This is a genomic window from Actinotalea sp. C106 (assembly GCF_023630195.1).
Lineage (GTDB): Bacteria > Actinomycetota > Actinomycetes > Actinomycetales > Cellulomonadaceae > Actinotalea.
This window is the reverse complement of record NZ_JALPKN010000032.1, coordinates 1-19,284: the sequence shown is the minus strand read 5'-3', so window position 1 is coordinate 19,284 and position 19,284 is coordinate 1. Positions and strand designations below refer to the sequence as shown.

The 19,284-nt window shown below is 68.0% G+C and carries 17 protein-coding genes and 1 pseudogene; 16 read left to right on the top strand and 2 right to left on the bottom strand.

Annotated features, from left to right (window positions below; translation table 11 throughout):
- Positions 1 to 468, bottom strand: a pseudogene (locus tag L0B03_RS04035) (hypothetical protein); the annotation flags it as partial.
- The gene (locus L0B03_RS04030) at positions 468 to 638 is read right to left on the bottom strand and encodes a hypothetical protein (RefSeq protein ID WP_250444329.1); all 171 of its coding nucleotides are present in this window, start codon (positions 636 to 638) and stop codon (positions 468 to 470) included. The pseudogene L0B03_RS04035 and the gene L0B03_RS04030, both read right to left, overlap by 1 nt.
- Positions 639 to 978: 340 nt before the next feature.
- On the opposite strand from L0B03_RS04030, the gene rplJ reads away from it, so the two are divergent.
- The 16 genes from rplJ to rpsC all read left to right on the top strand — a co-directional run.
- Positions 979 to 1,509: a 50S ribosomal protein L10 gene (rplJ, locus tag L0B03_RS04025; RefSeq protein WP_250444327.1), complete on the top strand. Its 531-nt coding sequence runs from the start codon at positions 979 to 981 to the stop codon at positions 1,507 to 1,509.
- Positions 1,510 to 1,611: 102 nt separating this feature from the next.
- Positions 1,612 to 2,001: a 50S ribosomal protein L7/L12 gene (rplL, locus tag L0B03_RS04020; protein WP_250444324.1), complete on the top strand. Its 390-nt coding sequence runs from the start codon at positions 1,612 to 1,614 to the stop codon at positions 1,999 to 2,001.
- A 326-nt stretch (positions 2,002 to 2,327) separates the two neighbouring features.
- Positions 2,328 to 5,834 (top strand): DNA-directed RNA polymerase subunit beta, encoded by a 3,507-nt coding sequence (gene rpoB / locus L0B03_RS04015; protein WP_250444322.1) that lies wholly within the window; start codon positions 2,328 to 2,330, stop codon positions 5,832 to 5,834.
- A 102-nt stretch (positions 5,835 to 5,936) separates the two neighbouring features.
- Entirely contained in the window at positions 5,937 to 9,809 is a 3,873-nt protein-coding gene (locus L0B03_RS04010) for a DNA-directed RNA polymerase subunit beta' (protein ID WP_250444320.1), read from the top strand.
- 392 nt (positions 9,810 to 10,201) lie between these two features.
- Positions 10,202 to 10,576: a 30S ribosomal protein S12 gene (gene rpsL / locus L0B03_RS04005; protein WP_208056044.1), complete on the top strand. Its 375-nt coding sequence runs from the start codon at positions 10,202 to 10,204 to the stop codon at positions 10,574 to 10,576.
- Positions 10,576 to 11,046, top strand: a complete 471-nt coding sequence (gene rpsG, locus L0B03_RS04000; RefSeq protein ID WP_208056043.1) for a 30S ribosomal protein S7 — start codon at positions 10,576 to 10,578, stop codon at positions 11,044 to 11,046. Before rpsL ends, rpsG begins: the two co-directional genes overlap by 1 nt.
- Positions 11,047 to 11,100: 54 nt before the next feature.
- Positions 11,101 to 13,203 carry an elongation factor G gene (fusA, locus tag L0B03_RS03995; protein ID WP_250444318.1) on the top strand — a complete coding sequence of 701 codons (2,103 nt, stop codon included), beginning with the start codon at positions 11,101 to 11,103 and terminating at the stop codon, positions 13,201 to 13,203.
- A gap of 116 nt (positions 13,204 to 13,319) precedes the next feature.
- Positions 13,320 to 14,510, top strand: a complete 1,191-nt coding sequence (gene tuf, locus L0B03_RS03990; protein WP_250444316.1) for an elongation factor Tu — start codon at positions 13,320 to 13,322, stop codon at positions 14,508 to 14,510.
- Positions 14,511 to 14,908: 398 nt separating this feature from the next.
- Positions 14,909 to 15,217, top strand: coding sequence for a 30S ribosomal protein S10 (rpsJ, locus tag L0B03_RS03985; protein ID WP_035056184.1), 309 nt, complete (start codon positions 14,909 to 14,911; stop codon positions 15,215 to 15,217).
- A gap of 19 nt (positions 15,218 to 15,236) precedes the next feature.
- The gene (rplC, locus tag L0B03_RS03980; RefSeq protein ID WP_250444313.1) at positions 15,237 to 15,899 is read left to right on the top strand and encodes a 50S ribosomal protein L3; all 663 of its coding nucleotides are present in this window, start codon (positions 15,237 to 15,239) and stop codon (positions 15,897 to 15,899) included.
- 2 nt (positions 15,900 to 15,901) lie between these two features.
- Positions 15,902 to 16,600 (top strand): 50S ribosomal protein L4, encoded by a 699-nt coding sequence (gene rplD / locus L0B03_RS03975; RefSeq protein WP_250444311.1) that lies wholly within the window; start codon positions 15,902 to 15,904, stop codon positions 16,598 to 16,600.
- The gene (gene rplW, locus L0B03_RS03970) at positions 16,597 to 16,899 is read left to right on the top strand and encodes a 50S ribosomal protein L23 (protein WP_208056038.1); all 303 of its coding nucleotides are present in this window, start codon (positions 16,597 to 16,599) and stop codon (positions 16,897 to 16,899) included. Before rplD ends, rplW begins: the two co-directional genes overlap by 4 nt.
- Positions 16,900 to 16,935: 36 nt before the next feature.
- Positions 16,936 to 17,778, top strand: a complete 843-nt coding sequence (gene rplB / locus L0B03_RS03965; protein WP_208056037.1) for a 50S ribosomal protein L2 — start codon at positions 16,936 to 16,938, stop codon at positions 17,776 to 17,778.
- A gap of 15 nt (positions 17,779 to 17,793) precedes the next feature.
- The gene (gene rpsS, locus L0B03_RS03960) at positions 17,794 to 18,075 is read left to right on the top strand and encodes a 30S ribosomal protein S19 (protein ID WP_208056036.1); all 282 of its coding nucleotides are present in this window, start codon (positions 17,794 to 17,796) and stop codon (positions 18,073 to 18,075) included.
- Positions 18,076 to 18,142: 67 nt separating this feature from the next.
- A complete protein-coding gene (gene rplV, locus L0B03_RS03955; protein WP_208056035.1) occupies positions 18,143 to 18,511 on the top strand; it encodes a 50S ribosomal protein L22 in 369 nt (122 codons plus the stop codon).
- Positions 18,511 to 19,284, top strand: a 774-nt coding sequence (gene rpsC / locus L0B03_RS03950) for a 30S ribosomal protein S3 (RefSeq protein WP_250444309.1), incomplete at its 3' end; no start/stop codon positions are given. The genes rplV and rpsC, both read left to right, overlap by 1 nt.

Here is a 19,284-nt window from a genome sequence, read left to right as displayed (position 1 = left end):
CGTCGCGGCCAGGGCCCAGCCCGTCAGGGTGCGGGCAGCGCCTGCCGCGCGTCGGCGCGGAGCGGGACGCACCAGGATCCCGATCGCACAGGCCGCGACGAGCTGGAGGAGCACCACCCCGGCGTCGGCTGACGTCATCGGCGCCCCTGCGGCCATGGCCGCGAGCCCCTGGGCGACCATCACGGTCCAGCCCGCGGCTGCCAGGAGCAGGGCCCCGGCGCTCACGCGGGGGAGGGGCGGTCGGCCGAGGACGAGGGCCGCGATGCCCCAGCCGACCTGCAGGACTCCCAGTGCGTGCAGGGACCAGGCCCACCCTGGGTGGCCCTCGTGGCGGGTGGCCAGTCCCACGTCGATCAGCCCCGCGCCGAGCACGGCGAACACGACGGCCCCGAGCAGCGGGGACTGCGGCGCGTGGTTGCCTCCCGCGCTCCTGGGCGATCGCTCGCGCCCGGGCTCGCAGCGTGCCATCACGCGGCCGTCACGAGGGGCCGGGTTCCCGCCCGGGGTCCATGGTCGGAGGTCAGCCCGACGCCGACCAGGAGCAGGGCGTTGGCGACGTGGAGCGCGTGGTCGGCCCCGGCGAGCGGGTAGTCGATGCCGAGGGCGGTGCCGAGCAGACGGTTCGGTGAGGTGCGCATCACGCAGGGGCCTTCCGTTCGTCGGCCCGCCCACATGACGGCCCGCTGCCCCCAGGTTCGGAGCGGACGCACCTGGGGATGGGAGCAGACCTGGATTTGGTCCCACGCCCGACCTCCCGTAGTCTTCGAGTGCCCAAGACCGCAGGTCGTCGGCAGACCGCGTCCCAGGACGCGGGTTGTCTACCGAAGCTCCGCACTGAGCGGAGGCCAGCGCAGGTGAGAGTCTCCACCGTGATGTGCGTCCGTCAGCACCTCGCCCTGTGAGCCCCGCGCCTGCGCGGGGCTCTTCTCATGTCCGGGGCCCGTACTGATCTGCGGGACCACCACCGGAAGGATTGCCATGGCGAGGCCGGACAAGGCAGCCGCGGTCGGAGAGCTCACGGACCAGTTCCGCGACTCGAACGCCGTCATGCTGACCGAGTACCGCGGGCTCACCGTCGCCCAGCTCAAGCAGCTGCGGCGCGCGCTCAGCGGCAACGCAAGCTACGCCGTGGTGAAGAACACGCTGACCGCGATCGCGGCCAAGCAGGCCGGCGTCGAGGGTCTCGACGACCAGCTCAAGGGCCCCTCGGCCGTCGCCTTCGTGACCGGTGACCCGGTCGAGGCGGCCAAGGGCCTGCGTGACTTCGCCAAGGCCAACCCTCAGCTCGTCATCAAGGGTGGTGTCCTCGACGGACGCGCCCTGACGTCCGAGGACATCACCAAGCTCGCGGACCTCGAGTCCCGTGAGGTCCTGCTGGCCAAGCTGGCCGGCGCGCTCAAGGCGTCGCTCTACCAGGCGGCGTACCTCTTCACCGCGCCCTCGGCCCAGGCCGTGCGCACCATCGATGCCCTGCGAGAGAAGCGGGCGACCGAGGAGCAGGCGGCCTGATCCTCCGGGCCCCGGCCCGGCGGGACCGCCCGCCCCTCGACACACCACCCCACCTGCTGGAGACCAGTGGTCCCCGCAGGGCAAACAGGAAGGAACGCCACCATGGCGAAGCTCACCACCGACGAGCTGCTCGACGCGTTCAAGGAGCTCACCCTCATCGAGCTCTCGGAGTTCGTGAAGGCCTTCGAGGAGACCTTCGAGGTCACCGCTGCCGCCCCCGTCGCCGCGGCTGCCCCGGCCGCCGCCGGCGGTGCCGGTGAGGCCGCTGCCGTCGAGGAGAAGGACGAGTTCGACGTCGTCCTCGAGGCTGCTGGCGACAAGAAGATCCAGGTCATCAAGGAGGTGCGTGCCCTCACGAGCCTCGGCCTGAAGGAGGCCAAGGACCTCGTCGACGGCGCGCCCAAGGCCGTCCTTGAGGCCGTCAACAAGGAGACCGCCGACAAGGCCAAGGCTGCGCTCGAGGGCGCCGGCGCCACCGTCACCCTCAAGTGACGTCGGTCCTCTGACACCTCGGCGCGCTCCCGCGCGCCACGGTTTCGACGCGAGGCCCGTACCCCCGCGGGGGTACGGGCCTCGTGCCGTCGAGGGGCCGCAGACGTCCCCGCGATCACTCATCAGCGCAGTCGTCCACAGGGCCAGTAGACAGGCCTGGTCGGACCGGCTACGCTAGCGCTTTGCGCTGGCTTGTGCCTGCCCCCCTCTACCCGCCCGTCGGTCCGAGCTCTGCCCGGTAGCCGAACCGATCGCCATGGGCTGGTGGGGTACGGGACGACCTTCGACCAGCGCGTGTGCACTCGATCCGCAGGGAAGGACCCCTCTTGGCTGCCTCGCGCACCCCTTCTGCTCCGTCCGCCGACGCTATCGCGAACCGCACCGCTTCGCGCCGCGTCTCCTTCGCCAAGATCCACGAGCCCCTCGAGGTCCCGGACCTCCTCGGGCTCCAGACGGAGAACTTCGACTGGCTCCTCGGCAACGCTGCTTGGCAGGAGCGTGTGGCGACCGCCCTCGCGGCCGGCCGGCAGGACATCTCCGAGACCTCGGGCCTCGAGGAGATCTTCGAGGAGATCTCCCCGATCGAGGACTTCGGCGGCAGCATGTCGCTCTCGTTCCGGGACCACCGCTTCGAGCCCCCGAAGTACACGGGGGAGGAGTGCAAGGAGAAGGACTTCACCTACGCCGCCCCGCTGTTCGTGACGGCGGAGTTCGTCAACTACACCACCGGTGAGATCAAGAGCCAGACGGTCTTCATGGGCGAGTTCCCGCTCATGACCGAGCGTGGCACCTTCATCATCAACGGCACCGAGCGCGTCGTCGTCTCGCAGCTCGTGCGTTCCCCGGGCGTGTACTTCGAGCGCACGGCCGACAAGACCTCGGACAAGGACATCTTCACCGCGAAGATCATCCCCAGCCGTGGTGCCTGGCTCGAGTTCGAGATCGACAAGCGCGACGCCGTCGGCGTGCGCGTGGACCGCAAGCGCAAGCAGTCGGTCACTGTCCTCCTCAAGGCCCTCGGTCTGACCGAGTCGCAGATCCGCGAGGAGTTCGCGCAGTTCCCCGCCGTCCTGGAGACCCTCGAGAAGGACCACGTGTCCACCGAGGAGGAGGCGCTGCTCGACCTCTACCGGAAGATCCGTCCGGGCGAGCCGCCCACGATCGAGGCCGGCCGCTCGCTGCTGGAGAACTTCTACTTCAACCCCAAGCGCTACGACCTCGCGAAGGTCGGCCGCTACAAGGTCAACAAGAAGCTCGGCACCGACGCCCCGCTGACGGACTCGGTCCTGTCGGTCAGCGACATCGTCGCGACGGTCAAGTACATGGCCGCGCTGCACGCCGAGGTCACGAGCCTGTCCGGCACCCGTGCCGGCGAGCCGGTCGACGTCCGCGTCGAGACCGATGACATCGACCACTTCGGCAACCGTCGCATCCGTGCGGTGGGCGAGCTCATCCAGAACCAGGTCCGCACGGGCCTGTCGCGGATGGAGCGCGTCGTCCGGGAACGGATGACCACGCAGGACGTCGAGGCCATCACCCCGCAGACCCTGATCAACATCCGCCCCGTGGTGGCGTCGATCAAGGAGTTCTTCGGCACCTCGCAGCTGTCGCAGTTCATGGACCAGAACAACCCGCTCGCGGGCCTGACGCACAAGCGGCGTCTGTCTGCCCTCGGCCCGGGTGGTCTGTCCCGCGACCGTGCCGGCATGGACGTCCGTGACGTCCACCCGTCGCACTACGGCCGCATGTGCCCGATCGAGACCCCTGAGGGCCCGAACATCGGCCTGATCGGCTCGCTCGCGACCTACGGCCGCATCAACGCCTTCGGCTTCGTCGAGACTCCCTACCGCAAGGTCATCCAGGGCAAGGTCACCGACGACGTCCACTACCTGACGGCCGACGACGAGGACCGCTACGTCATCGCCCAGGCCAACGCCGAGCTCCAGGACGACGGCGCCTTCGCCGAGGACCGCGTGCTGGTCCGCGTCAAGGGCGGCGAGGTCGAGATCGTCCCGGGCGACATGGTCGACTACATGGACGTCTCGCCGCGGCAGATGGTCTCGGTCGCGACCGCGATGATCCCGTTCCTCGAGCACGACGACGCCAACCGTGCCCTCATGGGCGCGAACATGCAGCGTCAGGCCGTGCCGCTGGTGCGCTCCGAGGCGCCGCTGGTCGGCACCGGCATGGAGCGGCGCGCGGCCGTCGACGCGGGTGATGTCATCGTGGCGACCAAGCCCGGCGTGGTGACCGAGGTCTCCGCCGACCTCATCACGGTCGCCAACGACGACGCGACGACCTCGACCTACCGGGTCGCGAAGTTCCGTCGCTCCAACCAGGGCACCTCGTACAACCAGCGCGTGCTGGTCGACGACGGCGCGCGGGTCGAGGTCGGCTCGGTCCTGGCCGACGGACCCGCGACCGACGAGGGCGAGCTTGCCCTGGGCCGCAACCTGCTGGTGGCCTTCATGTCCTGGGAAGGCCACAACTACGAGGACGCGATCATCCTCAGCCAGCGTCTCGTGCAGGACGACGTGCTGACCTCGATCCACATCGAGGAGCACGAGGTCGACGCGCGCGACACCAAGCTCGGGCCCGAGGAGATCACGCGGGACATCCCGAACGTCTCGGAGGAGGTCCTCGCGGACCTCGACGAGCGCGGGATCATCCGGATCGGCGCCGAGGTCGGGGCCGGAGACGTCCTCGTGGGCAAGGTCACGCCCAAGGGCGAGACCGAGCTCACCCCGGAGGAGCGCCTGCTGCGCGCCATCTTCGGGGAGAAGGCCCGCGAGGTCCGCGACACCTCCCTCAAGGTGCCCCACGGCGAGTCCGGCACGGTCATCGAGGTCCGCACGTTCAACCGGGAGGACGGCGACGAGCTGCCCGCCGGCGTGAACGAGCTGGTCCGGGTCTACATCGCCCAGCGACGCAAGATCACCGACGGTGACAAGCTCGCCGGCCGTCACGGCAACAAGGGTGTCATCGGCAAGATCCTCCCCATCGAGGACATGCCGTTCCTGCCCGACGGCACCGCTGTCGACATCGTCCTGAACCCGCTGGGTGTGCCCGGACGCATGAACGTGGGCCAGGTCCTGGAGACCCACCTCGGGTGGGTTGCCAAGCAGGGCTGGGACATCGAGCTGGCCGACGCCGAGGCGTCGTGGATCAAGGACGTGCCGCAGGCGGCGGTCAAGAGCGCACCGGGCACCCCGGTCGCGACCCCGGTCTTCGACGGCGTGCCCGAGGGCGTGCTCACGGGCCTCCTCGACGCGACGCACCCGAACCGCGACGGCGAGCGGCTGGTCGACTCGACCGGCAAGACGCGGCTCTTCGACGGCCGTTCGGGGGAGCCCTTCCCGGACCCGATCGCCGTCGGCTACATGTACATCCTCAAGCTCCACCACCTGGTCGACGACAAGATCCACGCGCGGTCGACCGGGCCGTACTCGATGATCACCCAGCAGCCGCTCGGCGGTAAGGCGCAGTTCGGTGGCCAGCGGTTCGGCGAGATGGAGGTGTGGGCCCTCGAGGCGTACGGGGCTGCCTACACGCTCCAGGAGCTGCTCACGATCAAGTCCGACGACGTGCCCGGTCGCGTCAAGGTCTACGAGGCGATCGTCAAGGGCGAGAACATCCCCGACTCGGGCATCCCGGAGTCGTTCAAGGTTCTCCTCAAGGAGATGCAGTCGCTCTGCCTGAACGTCGAGGTGCTGTCCGCGGACGGCGTCCAGATCGACATGAAGGAGAACGACGACGAGGTGTACCGCGCGGCGGAGGAGCTGGGCATCGACCTGTCCCGCCGCCCCAACGCCTCCAGCATCGAAGAGATCTGATCTCGTCGGGCCCTCGCCACGCGACTGCGACGCGGGGGCCCGACCACCGGCTCTCACCGGCCACACACGGTGAACACGGACTGACGAAGGAAGTAGGACACCTTGCTCGACGTCAACGTCTTCGACGAGCTGCGCATCGGCCTGGCGACCGCGGAGGACATCCGCACCTGGTCGCACGGCGAGGTCAAGAAGCCCGAGACCATCAACTACCGGACTCTCAAGCCTGAGAAGGACGGTCTCTTCTGCGAGAAGATCTTCGGTCCCACCCGGGACTGGGAGTGCTACTGCGGCAAGTACAAGCGCGTTCGCTTCAAGGGCATCATCTGCGAGCGCTGCGGCGTCGAGGTGACCCGCTCCAAGGTGCGCCGTGAGCGCATGGGGCACATCGAGCTCGCTGCCCCCGTGACCCACATCTGGTTCTTCAAGGGTGTGCCCTCGCGCCTGGGCTACCTGCTCGACCTGGCCCCGAAGGACCTCGAGAAGGTCATCTACTTCGCCGCCTACATGATCACCTGGGTCGACGACGAGGGCCGGCAGGAGGACCTCCCCAACCTCCAGAACGAGATCGACCTGGAGAAGAAGGAGATCACCTCGCGGCGCGACGTCGACATCGACAAGCGTGCCCGCAAGCTCGAGACCGACCTGGCCGAGCTCGAGGCCGAGGGTGCCAAGGCCGACGCCCGCCGCAAGGTGCGCGACTCGGCCGAGCGCGAGATGGCTCAGCTGCGCAAGCGCGCCGACGCCGAGCTCGACCGCCTCGAGCAGGTCTGGGACCGCTTCAAGAACCTCAAGGTCGCTGACCTCGAGGGCGACGAGATGCTCTACCGCCAGCTGATGGACCGGTACGGCAACTACTTCAAGGGCGCCATGGGCGCGGCCGCGATCCAGAAGCGCCTCGAGGACTTCGACCTCGTCGCCGAGGCCGAGTCCTTGCGTGACACGATCAAGAACGGCAAGGGGCAGCGCAAGACCCGTGCCCTCAAGCGGCTCAAGGTCGTCAACGCCTTCCTCACCACGACCAACACGCCCCAGGGCATGGTCTTGGACGCCGTCCCGGTCATCCCGCCGGACCTTCGTCCGATGGTCCAGCTCGACGGTGGGCGTTTCGCCACCTCGGACCTGAACGACCTGTACCGCCGCGTGATCAACCGGAACAACCGGCTCAAGCGGCTGCTCGACCTGGGCGCCCCCGAGATCATCGTCAACAACGAGAAGCGGATGCTCCAGGAGGCCGTCGACGCGCTGTTCGACAACGGCCGTCGTGGACGCCCGGTGACCGGCCCGGGCAACCGGCCGCTCAAGTCGATCTCGGACATGCTCAAGGGCAAGCAGGGGCGTTTCCGCCAGAACCTGCTCGGCAAGCGTGTCGACTACTCGGGCCGTTCGGTCATCGTCGTCGGCCCCGAGCTCAAGCTGCACCAGTGCGGCCTGCCCAAGCAGATGGCCCTCGAGCTGTTCAAGCCCTTCGTCATGAAGCGCCTCGTGGACCTCAACCACGCGCAGAACATCAAGAGCGCCAAGCGCATGGTCGAGCGCGCCCGGCCCCAGGTCTGGGACGTCCTGGAAGAGGTCATCACCGAGCACCCCGTGCTGCTCAACCGTGCCCCCACCCTGCACCGCCTGGGCATCCAGGCCTTCGAGCCCAAGCTCGTCGAGGGCAAGGCGATCCACCTGCACCCGCTCGTCTGCGGCGCGTTCAACGCCGACTTCGACGGTGACCAGATGGCCGTGCACCTGCCGCTGAGCACCGAGGCGCAGGCCGAGGCCCGCATCCTCATGCTCTCGAGCAACAACATCCTCAAGCCCTCGGACGGTCGTCCGGTGACCATGCCCTCACAGGACATGATCATCGGCCTGTTCCACCTGACGGCTGACAAGGAGGAGGCGCTCGGCCACGGACGGTCCTTCAGCTCGGTCGCCGAGGCCACGATGGCCTTCGACCAGAAGACCCTGGACCTCAACGCGGTGATCGACCTCCGCCTGGACGGTCTCGTGCCGCCGGACGGCTTCGAGGCACCCGAGGGGTGGACGAGCGACCAGTCGATCGTCTTCGAGACGACCCTGGGTCGGGCGCTGTTCAACGAGCTGCTCCCGGTCGACTACCCGTACGTCAACGGTGTGGTCGACAAGAAGGCGCTCTCCTCGATCGTCAACGACCTCGCGGAGCGCTACCCCAAGGTCGAGGTGGCTGCGAGCCTCGACGCGCTCAAGGACGCCGGCTTCCACTGGGCCACGCGCTCGGGTGTCACGATCGCCATCTCCGACGTGACGACCCCCGAGATCAAGAAGGACATCCTCGAGGACTACGAGGGTCGTGCCGCGCGGATCCAGGGTCAGTACGACAAGGGTCTGATCACCGACGACGAGCGCCGCCAGGAGCTCATCGAGATCTGGACCCAGGCGACCGACGAGGTCGCCAAGGCCATGCAGAAGAACTTCCCCACCCACAACCCCCTCAACCGCATGGTGGGCTCGGGTGCGCGTGGCAACTGGATGCAGGTCCGTCAGATCGCCGGTATGCGTGGTCTCGTGGCGAACCCGAAGGGCGAGATCATCCCGCGCCCGATCAAGTCCAACTACCGCGAGGGCCTGTCGGTCCTGGAGTACTTCATCGCCTCTCACGGTGCTCGTAAGGGTCTGGCGGACACCGCACTGCGTACCGCGGACTCCGGGTACCTCACCCGGCGTCTGGTCGACGTGTCGCAGGACGTGATCATCCGCGAAGAGGACTGCGGCACCGAGCGCGGGCTCACCCTCCCGGTGGCCGAGAAGGCGCCCGACGGCACGCTGCGTCGCCACGAGAAGGTCGAGACGAGCATCTACGCCCGGACCATCGCGACCGACGTGAGCGCCGACGGCACCGTCGTCGCCCACGCCGGGGACGACGCGGGCGACGTCATCATCGAGCAGCTGCTCGAGGCCGGGGTCACCGAGATCAAGGTCCGCTCGGTCCTGACCTGCGAGTCACGGGTCGGCACCTGCGCCAAGTGCTACGGCCGGTCCCTCGCGACCGGCAAGCTCGTGGACATCGGCGAGGCCGTCGGCATCATCTCGGCCCAGTCGATCGGTGAGCCCGGCACGCAGCTGACGATGCGGACCTTCCACACCGGTGGTGTGGCCTCGGCGGACGACATCACGCAGGGTCTGCCCCGTGTCCAGGAGCTCTTCGAGGCACGCACCCCCAAGGGTGAGGGCACGATCGCCGAGTTCTCGGGCCGGGTCACGATCGACGAGTCCGAGCGGACGCGTCGCCTGCTGCTCACACCCGACGACGGCTCGGAGGAGATCGCCTACCCGATCACGAAGCGCTCGCGCCTGCTGATCGAGGACGGTGACCACGTCGAGGTCGGGACCCAGCTGGTCCAGGGCGCGGTCGACCCGAAGAAGGTGCTGCGCATCCTCGGCCCGCGAGCCACGCAGAAGCACCTCGTGGACGAGGTCCAGGAGACCTACCGGTCGCAGGGCGTGGACATCCACGACAAGCACATCGAGGTCATCGTGCGCCAGATGCTGCGTCGCGTGACCGTGCTCGACTCGGGAGACACCGATCTGCTGCCCGGCGAGCTCGCCGAGCGAGGTCGCTTCGAGGACGCCAACCGCAAGACGATGGCCGAGGGCGGGCAGCCCGCCTCGGGTCGTCCAGAGCTCATGGGCATCACCAAGGCCTCGCTCGCGACCGACTCGTGGCTCTCGGCGGCCTCCTTCCAGGAGACCACCCGGGTGCTCACCGAGGCCGCGATGAGCGGACGCAGCGACCCGCTGCTCGGCCTCAAGGAGAACGTCATCATCGGAAAGCTCATCCCGGCAGGCACCGGTCTTCCCCGGTACCGCAACGTCACGGTCGAGCCCACCGAGGAGGCCAAGGCCGAGCTGTACCCGTCCTTCGGCTACGACGAGATCGACTTCCCGCCCCTGGGTGTGGGGTCGGGCGAGGCCATTCCGCTCGAGGACATCGACTTCGGGGACCTGCGCTGACCCGGGCGTCGTGACCCGTGTCGAGGGGCCTACCGCGTGGTGGGCCCCTCGACGCGTCCCTAGTCCGCCACGCTTTGACGGTGTGACGGGTCGCCGGGTAACGTAAGTCCCTGTGCCCGCGCCGTCGGGCCCTCGTGCGCGCACAGCGACGGAGCGCCAGCCTCTCGGGGCCGGCTCAGCGACGCTGTGCGGGGTGATCACACCGCCGCTGCACGGCCCCTCCGCCCACGACAGGCGGACGGTTCGTGCTCAGGGTGGGGCGACACGCCCGGGTGCGGGGGTCGAGCCCCACGGCGGGGACGAAAGATCCCAGGGTCGGCACCAGTCGGCCCTCCTGACCGGCCAACCGCCGGTCGACCAGACGAGCAGTACCGAGCAGACACGGAGATGCAGTGCCCACGATTCAGCAGCTCGTGCGCAAGGGACGGACGTCCAAGCAGACGTCGTCCAAGACGCCGGCCCTCAAGGGCAGCCCGCAGCGGCGCGGTGTGTGCACCCGCGTCTACACCACTACGCCGAAGAAGCCGAACTCCGCTCTGCGGAAGGTCGCTCGCGTGCGCCTCTCGAGCCAGATCGAGGTCACCGCGTACATCCCCGGCGTCGGTCACAACCTCCAGGAGCACTCGATCGTGCTCGTGCGCGGCGGCCGGGTGAAGGACCTCCCCGGCGTCCGCTACAAGATCGTCCGCGGCGCCCTCGACACCCAGGGTGTCAAGGGCCGCAAGCAGGCCCGCAGCCGTTACGGCGCCAAGAAGGAGAAGAGCTGATGCCTCGCAAGGGCCCGGCCCCGAAGCGGCCGCTCATCATCGACCCGGTCTACGGATCGCCGGTCGTCACCCAGCTGATCAACAAGGTCCTGCAGGACGGCAAGAAGTCCGTCGCCGAGGCCATCGTCTACGGCGCTCTCGAGGGCGTCCGTGACAAGACCGGCAGCGACCCCGTCGTCGTCCTCAAGCGTTCGCTCGAGAACGTCCGACCCGCCCTCGAGGTCAAGTCCCGCCGTGTCGGTGGCGCGACCTACCAGGTGCCGGTCGAGGTGCGCCCCGTGCGCTCGACGACCCTCGCGCTGCGCTGGCTCGTCGACTTCTCCCGCGCGCGACGTGAGAAGACGATGACCGAGCGCCTCATGAACGAGATCCTGGACGCGAGCAACGGCCTCGGTGCCGCGGTCAAGCGTCGCGAGGACATGCACAAGATGGCCGAGTCGAACAAGGCCTTCGCGCACTACCGCTGGTAATCCGGCGTCTTCCCGGCGCCTCCTGGACTGCAGACCGACGAAGGGCTTCACACCGTGGCACTTGACGTGCTGACCGACCTGAACAAGGTCCGCAACATCGGCATCATGGCCCACATCGACGCCGGTAAGACGACGACGACCGAGCGGATCCTGTTCTACACCGGGGTCAACTACAAGATGGGCGAGACGCACGACGGCGCCTCGACGATGGACTGGATGGAGCAGGAGCAGGAGCGCGGCATCACGATCACGTCGGCCGCGACGACCTGCTACTGGAAGGACAACCAGATCAACATCATCGACACCCCGGGGCACGTCGACTTCACGGTCGAGGTCGAGCGTTCGCTGCGCGTCCTCGACGGTGCTGTCGCCGTCTTCGACGGCAAGGAGGGTGTCGAGCCCCAGTCCGAGACGGTGTGGCGCCAGGCGGACAAGTACGACGTCCCGCGCATCTGCTTCGTCAACAAGATGGACAAGCTCGGTGCGGACTTCTACTTCACGATCGACACGATCGTGAACCGCCTCAAGGCCAAGCCGTTGGTCATCCAGCTGCCGATCGGCGCCGAGAACGACTTCATCGGCGTCATCGACCTGGTTGAGAACAAGGCCCTGACGTGGCGCGGGGAGACCCCCCTGGGCGAGGCGTACACGACCGAGGACATCCCGGCCGACCTCGTCGAGAAGGCGGCGCAGTACCGCGCGGAGCTGATCGAGGCCGTCGCCGAGACGAGCGAAGAGCTGCTGGAGAAGTACCTCGGCGGCGAGGAGATCAGCGTCGCGGAGATCAAGGCTGGTATCCGCCAGCTCACGATCTCGAGCGAGGCCTACCCGGTCCTGTGCGGCTCGGCGTTCAAGAACAAGGGCGTCCAGCCCATGCTCGACGCCGTCATCGACTACCTCCCCTCGCCCCTCGACGTCCCCCCCATGGAGGGGCACGACGTCAAGGACGAGGAGAAGATGATCACGCGGAAGCCCTCCGCCGACGAGCCCTTCTCGGCCTTGGCCTTCAAGGTCGCGAGCCACCCGTTCTTCGGCAAGCTCACCTATGTCCGGGTCTACTCCGGCAAGGTTCCGTCGGGCGCGCAGGTCTACAACGCGACCAAGGGAAAGAAGGAGCGCATCGGGAAGCTCTTCCAGATGCACTCCAACAAGGAGAACCCGGTGGAGGAGGCCCAGGCGGGCCACATCTACGCGTTCATCGGTCTCAAGGACGTCACCACGGGCGACACTCTCTGCGACCCGCAGAACCAGATCGTCCTCGAGTCGATGACCTTCCCCGAGCCCGTGATCGACGTCGCGATCGAGCCGAAGACCAAGGGCGACCAGGAGAAGCTGTCTGTCGCCATCCAGAAGCTCGCTGAGGAGGACCCGACCTTCCGCGTCCGCCTGGACGAGGAGACGGGACAGACGGTCATCGGTGGGATGGGCGAGCTGCACCTCGACATCCTGGTCGACCGCATGCGTCGTGAGTTCCGCGTCGAGGCGAACGTGGGCAAGCCCCAGGTCGCTTACCGCGAGACCATCCGTCGCAAGGTCGAGAAGATCGACTTCACGCACAAGAAGCAGACCGGTGGGTCGGGCCAGTACGCCAAGGTCCAGATGACCTTCGAGCCCCTGCAGTCCGAGGAGGGGGAGCTCTACGAGTTCAAGAACGCCGTCACCGGCGGCCGGATCCCTCGCGAGTACATCCCCAGCGTCGACGCCGGGATCCAGTCGGCGATGGGGCTCGGCGTGCTCGCCGGCTTCCCGCTCGTCGGTATCAAGGCGACGCTGCTCGACGGTGCCTCGCACGACGTCGACTCCTCGGAGATGGCGTTCAAGATCGCTGGCTCGATGATCCTCAAGGAGGCGGTCCGCCAGGCGGACCCCGTCCTGCTCGAGCCGGTCATGGCCGTCGAGGTCCGTACGCCCGAGGAGTACATGGGCGAGGTCATCGGCGACATCAACTCGCGTCGTGGCCTCATCCAGTCGATGGAGGACGCGACCGGCGTCAAGGTGGTGCGGGCGCAGGTGCCGCTCTCCGAGATGTTCGGGTACGTCGGTGATCTGCGGTCCAAGACCCAGGGTCGCGCGGTGTACTCGATGCAGTTCGACAGCTATGCCGAGGTTCCTCGCGCGGTCGCCGAGGAGATCATCAAGAAGACCCGGGGCGAGTAGTCCCACAGGTCGACCCACCAGTAACAACCATCAACCTGTAGACAGCCGCATCCTGCAGCGGCCAACCGGCAGCTGCGGAGATCGGTACCACTACCCCGAGTCCGAGGAGGACCCCAGTGGCGAAGGCCAAGTTCGAGCGGACCAAGCCGCACGTCAACATCGGGACCATCGGTCACGTCGACCACGGCAAGACGACGCTGACCGCTGCGATCTCGAAGGTGCTGCACGACAAGTACCCCGACCTGAACCCCTTCACGCCTTTCGACGAGATCGACAAGGCGCCTGAGGAGAAGCAGCGCGGTATCACGATCAACATCGCGCACGTCGAGTACCAGACCGAGAAGCGGCACTACGCCCACGTCGACGCCCCTGGTCACGCCGACTACATCAAGAACATGATCACCGGTGCCGCCCAGATGGATGGCGCGATCCTGGTGGTCGCCGCGACGGACGGTCCGATGGCCCAGACCCGTGAGCACGTGCTGCTCGCGCGTCAGGTCGGGGTTCCCTACCTGCTGGTCGCGCTCAACAAGTCCGACATGGTCGAGGACGAGGAGATCCTCGAGCTCGTCGAGATGGAGGTCCGTGAGCTGCTGTCCTCGCAGGGCTTCGACGGCGACGACGCCCCGGTCATCCGGGTCTCGGGCCTCAAGGCGCTTGAGGGCGACGCGACCTGGACGAAGTCGGTCGAGGAGCTTATGGAGGCCGTGGACGAGAGTGTCCCCGAGCCCGTCCGCGACATGGACAAGCCCTTCCTCATGCCGATCGAGGACGTCTTCACGATCACGGGTCGTGGCACCGTCGTCACCGGCAAGGTCGACCGCGGCAAGCTCGCGATCAACTCCGAGGTCGAGATCGTCGGCATCCGCGAGGCCCAGAAGACCACGGTCACGGGTATCGAGATGTTCCACAAGCAGATGGACGAGGCGTGGGCCGGCGAGAACTGTGGCCTCCTGCTCCGCGGCATCAAGCGCGAGGACGTCGAGCGCGGCCAGGTCGTCGTGAAGCCCGGGTCGATCACGCCCCACACCGACTTCGAGGCCCAGGTCTACATCCTGGCCAAGGACGAGGGTGGGCGTCACAACCCGTTCTACTCGAACTACCGCCCGCAGTTCTACTTCCGCACGACGGACGTCACCGGCGTCATCACGCTGCCTGAGGGCACCGAGATGGTCATGCCCGGCGACAACACCGAGATGACGGTCGAGCTGATCCAGCCGATCGCCATGGAGGACGGCCTCGGCTTCGCCATCCGTGAGGGTGGCCGCACCGTCGGCTCCGGCCGTGTGACCAAGATCCTCAAGTGATCTGATCGGGGGCCCGGACGTCTCAGACGTCCGGGCCCTCGGCATGTCTCTTCCGCGCCGGACGTCACGACGACGGCCCGGGGGAGAGCCCGGTGGGGCCATACGACCAGCGATTGGTAATCCACGCAGGTGTCTGGCACACTGTTCAGGTTGCCCGGTACCGGCACGTCTCGACCGTGCGCTCGATGAGCGCCGACGAGGACGAGCTGAGACAGGCCGGCAGCCATGCACGACAGACGTTGAGGACCAGCACATGCCTCCGGGCCGGTGCGGTTCACACAGCATCCAACGACCTCGCGCCTCACGGTGCGCAGCGCCAGAGTATGTCGCAACAGGCGACACGCCCGAGTGCGGGGGTCGGACAGCTAGCGGTTCGAGAGAGAGAGTCAGACGACGCCATGGCGGGACAGAAGATCCGCATCCGGCTCAAGTCCTACGACCACGAGGTCATCGACAGCTCGGCGCGCAGGATCGTCGACACGGTGACGCGCGCTGGTGCGACGGTCGTGGGTCCGGTGCCGCTGCCGACGGAGAAGAACGTGTTCTGCGTCATCCGGTCGCCTCACAAGTACAAGGACAGCCGCGAGCACTTCGAGATGCGCACGCACAAGCGCCTCATCGACATCATCGATCCCACGCCGAAGGCGGTTGACTCGCTCATGCGACTCGACCTGCCTGCTGACGTGAACATCGAGATCAAGCTCTGAGGCCGGGCAGGAGATCACGATGACCACGCTTCCCCAGAACGCCAAGCCGATCACGGCCGCGCTCGGTACCAAGCTCGGAATGACCCAGGTGTGGGACGAGGCAGGCCGCCTCGTCCCCGTCACGGTCGTCCAGGTGGGTACCAACGTGGTGACGCAGGTGCGGACCGAGGACGTCGACGGCTACGCCGCGGTCCAGCTGGCCTACGGCCAGATCGACCCGCGCAAGGTTACGCAGCCGCTCAAGGGCCACTTCGAGAAGGCCGGCGTCACGCCGCGCCGTCACGTTGCCGAGGTCCGGACGCCGGACTCTGCCGAGTACGCGCTCGGCCAGGAGATCACCGCGGAGGCCTTCGCCGCCGGCCAGACGGTCGACGTCTCGGGCACCACCAAGGGCAAGGGCACGGCCGGCGTGATGAAGCGTCACGGCTTCCACGGCGTCGGCGCTTCTCACGGTGCGCACAAGAACCACCGCAAGGCCGGATCGATCGGTGGCGCCTCGACGCCGTCGCGAGTCTTCAAGGGCATGCGGATGGCCGGTCGGATGGGCCACGAGCGCCAGACGACCCAGAACCTGACCGTGCACGCGGTCGACGCCGAGAGGGGTCTGCTGCTCGTCAAGGGCGCCGTCCCCGGCCCCAAGGGTGGCGTCGTCCTGGTGCGTTCCGCCGTGAAGGGGGCGTGAGCATGAGCACGCTGACCATCGACGTCCTGGACGCCAAGGGCAAGAAGTCCGGCACCGCCGAGCTTCCCGCCGAGGTCTTCGACGTCCAGACCAACGTTCCGCTGATCCACCAGGTCGTCGTGGCACAGCTCGCCGCCGCGCGGCAGGGCACGCACTCCACGAAGACTCGTGGTGAGGTCCGTGGCGGCGGCAAGAAGCCCTACAAGCAGAAGGGCACCGGCCGCGCCCGCCAGGGCTCGATCCGCGCCCCTCAGTTCGCGGGCGGCGGCACGGTCCACGGACCGCAGCCGCGCGACTACAGCCAGCGCACCCCCAAGAAGATGAAGGCCGCCGCTCTGCGCGGAGCCCTCTCCGACCGGGCACGCGCCGGTCGTGTGCACGTCGTCGACGGCTTCGCCGTTGACGGTGCGCCCTCGACGCGTACGGCCGTCTCGACCCTTGCGACCCTGTCGCCGCGCCGGCACGTGCTGGTCGTCCTCGAGCGAGGCGACGAGCTCACGTGGAAGTCGCTGCGCAACGTCGAGCAGGTGCACCTGCTGCTCGCCGACCAGCTCAACACCTACGACGTGCTCGTCTCCGACGACGTCGTGTTCACCCGGGGCGCGCTCGACGCGTTCCTCACCCGGCCTGCTGGCCGTGGTGCCAAGGGTGTCGCCACCTCGACCGAGGCGTCCGTCCTCGACACGGAGGAGACCAAGTGACCACCGTGAACAAGGACCCGCGCGACATCCTCGTCTCGCCGGTCGTCTCCGAGAAGAGCTACGGCCTCCTCGACGAGGGCAAGTACACCTTCGTGGTGGACCCTCGGGCGAACAAGACCGAGATCAAGATCGCGGTCGAGCAGGTCTTCGGTGTGAAGGTCGCCTCGGTCAACACGATCAACCGCAAGGGCAAGTCGCGGCGGACGCGGTTCGGCCTGGGCAAGCGCAAGGACACCAAGCGCGCGATCATCACGCTGCGCGAGGGCACCATCGACATCTTCGGCGGACCGGTCGGCTGAGGCCGGACCGACGAGACAGATTGAGGACTGACCTCCATGGGAATCCGTAAGTACAAGCCGACGACGCCCGGGCGCCGCGGCTCGAGCGTCGCCGACTTCGTCGAGATCACGCGCTCCGAGCCCGAGAAGTCGCTGGTGCGCCCGCTGCACAAGACCGGTGGGCGCAACAGCACCGGCCGCGTGACGATGCGTCACCAGGGCGGGGGCCACAAGCGCGCCTACCGGGTGATCGACTTCCGTCGCCACGACAAGGACGGCGTGCCGGCCAAGGTCGCTCACATCGAGTACGACCCCAACCGCACCGCGCGCATCGCGCTCCTGCACTACGCCGACGGGGAGAAGCGCTACATCATCGCGCCGAACCGTCTGTCGCAGGGCGACATGATCGAGAACGGCGCCGGCGCTGACATCAAGCCCGGCAACAACCTTCCGCTGCGCAACATCCCGACCGGTACGGTCATCCACGCTGTTGAGCTGCGGCCCGGCGGCGGGGCAAAGATGGCACGGTCGGCGGGGGCCTCGGTCCAGCTGGTGGCCAAGGACGGGCCCTACGCCCAGCTGCGTCTGCCCTCGGGGGAGATCCGCAACGTCGACCTGCGTTGCCGGGCGACGGTCGGCGAGGTCGGCAACGCCGAGCAGTCGAACATCAACTGGGGCAAGGCCGGCCGCATGCGTTGGAAGGGCAAGCGCCCCTCCGTCCGCGGTGTCGCGATGAACCCGATCGACCACCCCCACGGTGGCGGTGAAGGCAAGACCTCGGGTGGTCGCCACCCGGTCAGCCCGTGGGGACAGGCCGAGGGTCGTACGCGCCGCCCGAACAAGCCGAGCGACAAGCTCATCGTCCGCCGTCGCCGTTCCGGCAAGAACAAGAAGCGCTGAGAAGGAGCCTGACAGATGCCACGCAGCCTGAAGAAGGGCCCCTTCGTGGACGACCACCTGCAGAAGAAGGTGGACGTCCAGAACGAGAAGGGCACCAAGACGGTCATCAAGACCTGGTCCCGCCGTTCGATGATCACGCCCGATTTCCTGGGCCACACCCTTGCCGTGCACGACGGTCGCAAGCACGTCCCGGTCTTCGTGACCGAGTCGATGGTCGGCCACAAGCTCGGCGAGTTCGCCCCGACGCGGACCTTCCGCGGCCACGAGAAGGACGACCGCAAGGGTCGTCGTCGCTGACCTCCGGTCGCGACGAGGACAAGTGCGGGAAGGACTTCCCATGACGACAGAAGAAGGCAGGACAGCAATGGAAGCCAAGGCGCAGGCGCGGTTCGTCCGTGTCACGCCCCAGAAGGCCCGGCGCGTCGTGGACCTCATCCGTGGCAAGCAGGCCGACGAGGCCGTCGCGACGCTGAAGTTCGCGCCGCAGGCCGCTGGCGAGACGGTGCGCAAGGTCGTGGAGAGCGCGATCGCCAACGCCCGGGTCAAGGCCGACCGTGCGAACGAGGCCTTCGACGCCTCGGCGCTCGTGGTCTCTGCGGCGTACGTCGACGAGGGCCCGACCCTCAAGCGGTTCCGCCCCCGTGCCCAGGGGCGGGCCAGCCAGATCCTGAAGCGCACGAGCCACATCACCGTGGTCGTCGCCCCGGTCGAGAAGAAGGAGAGGACCCGATAGTGGGACAGAAGGTCAACCCGCACGGGTACCGCCTCGGCATCACCACCGACCACCGGTCGCGCTGGTTCGCCGACAGCACCAAGCCCGGACAGCGCTACCGCGACTACGTCCGCGAGGACGTGCAGATCCGCAAGCTCATGTCCACCGGGCTCGAGCGTGCCGGTATCGCCAAGGTCGAGATCGAGCGCACGCGTGACCGCGTCCGTGTCGACATCCACACCGCCCGCCCGGGGATCGTCATCGGACGCCGCGGCGCCGAGGCCGACCGCATCCGCGGCGAGCTCGAGAAGCTCACCGGCAAGCAGGTCCAGCTGAACATCCTCGAGGTCAAGAACGCCGAGATCGAGGCACAGCTGGTCGCCCAGGGCATCGCCGAGCAGCTGGCGAGCCGTGTCTCCTTCCGTCGCGCCATGCGCAAGGGCATGCAGTCCGCCCTCCGCGCGGGTGCCAAGGGGATCCGGGTGCAGTGCGCCGGCCGCCTTGGCGGCGCCGAGATGAGCCGCTCGGAGTTCTACCGCGAGGGTCGCGTGCCGCTGCACACGCTCCGAGCGAACATCGACTTCGGCACCTTCGAGGCCAAGACGACCTTCGGTCAGATCGGTGTGAAGGTCTGGATCTACAAGGGCGACATGACCGAGAAGGAGTTTGCTCGCGAGCAGGCTGCTGCCGGTCCTCGTTCGCCGCGCGGTGGCCCGCGTGGTGACCGCCCGGCCCGTGGGGGCGCGCGTCGTCCCGAGCGGACCGACGCCCGCGCGCAGCCTGCCGCGGCGACC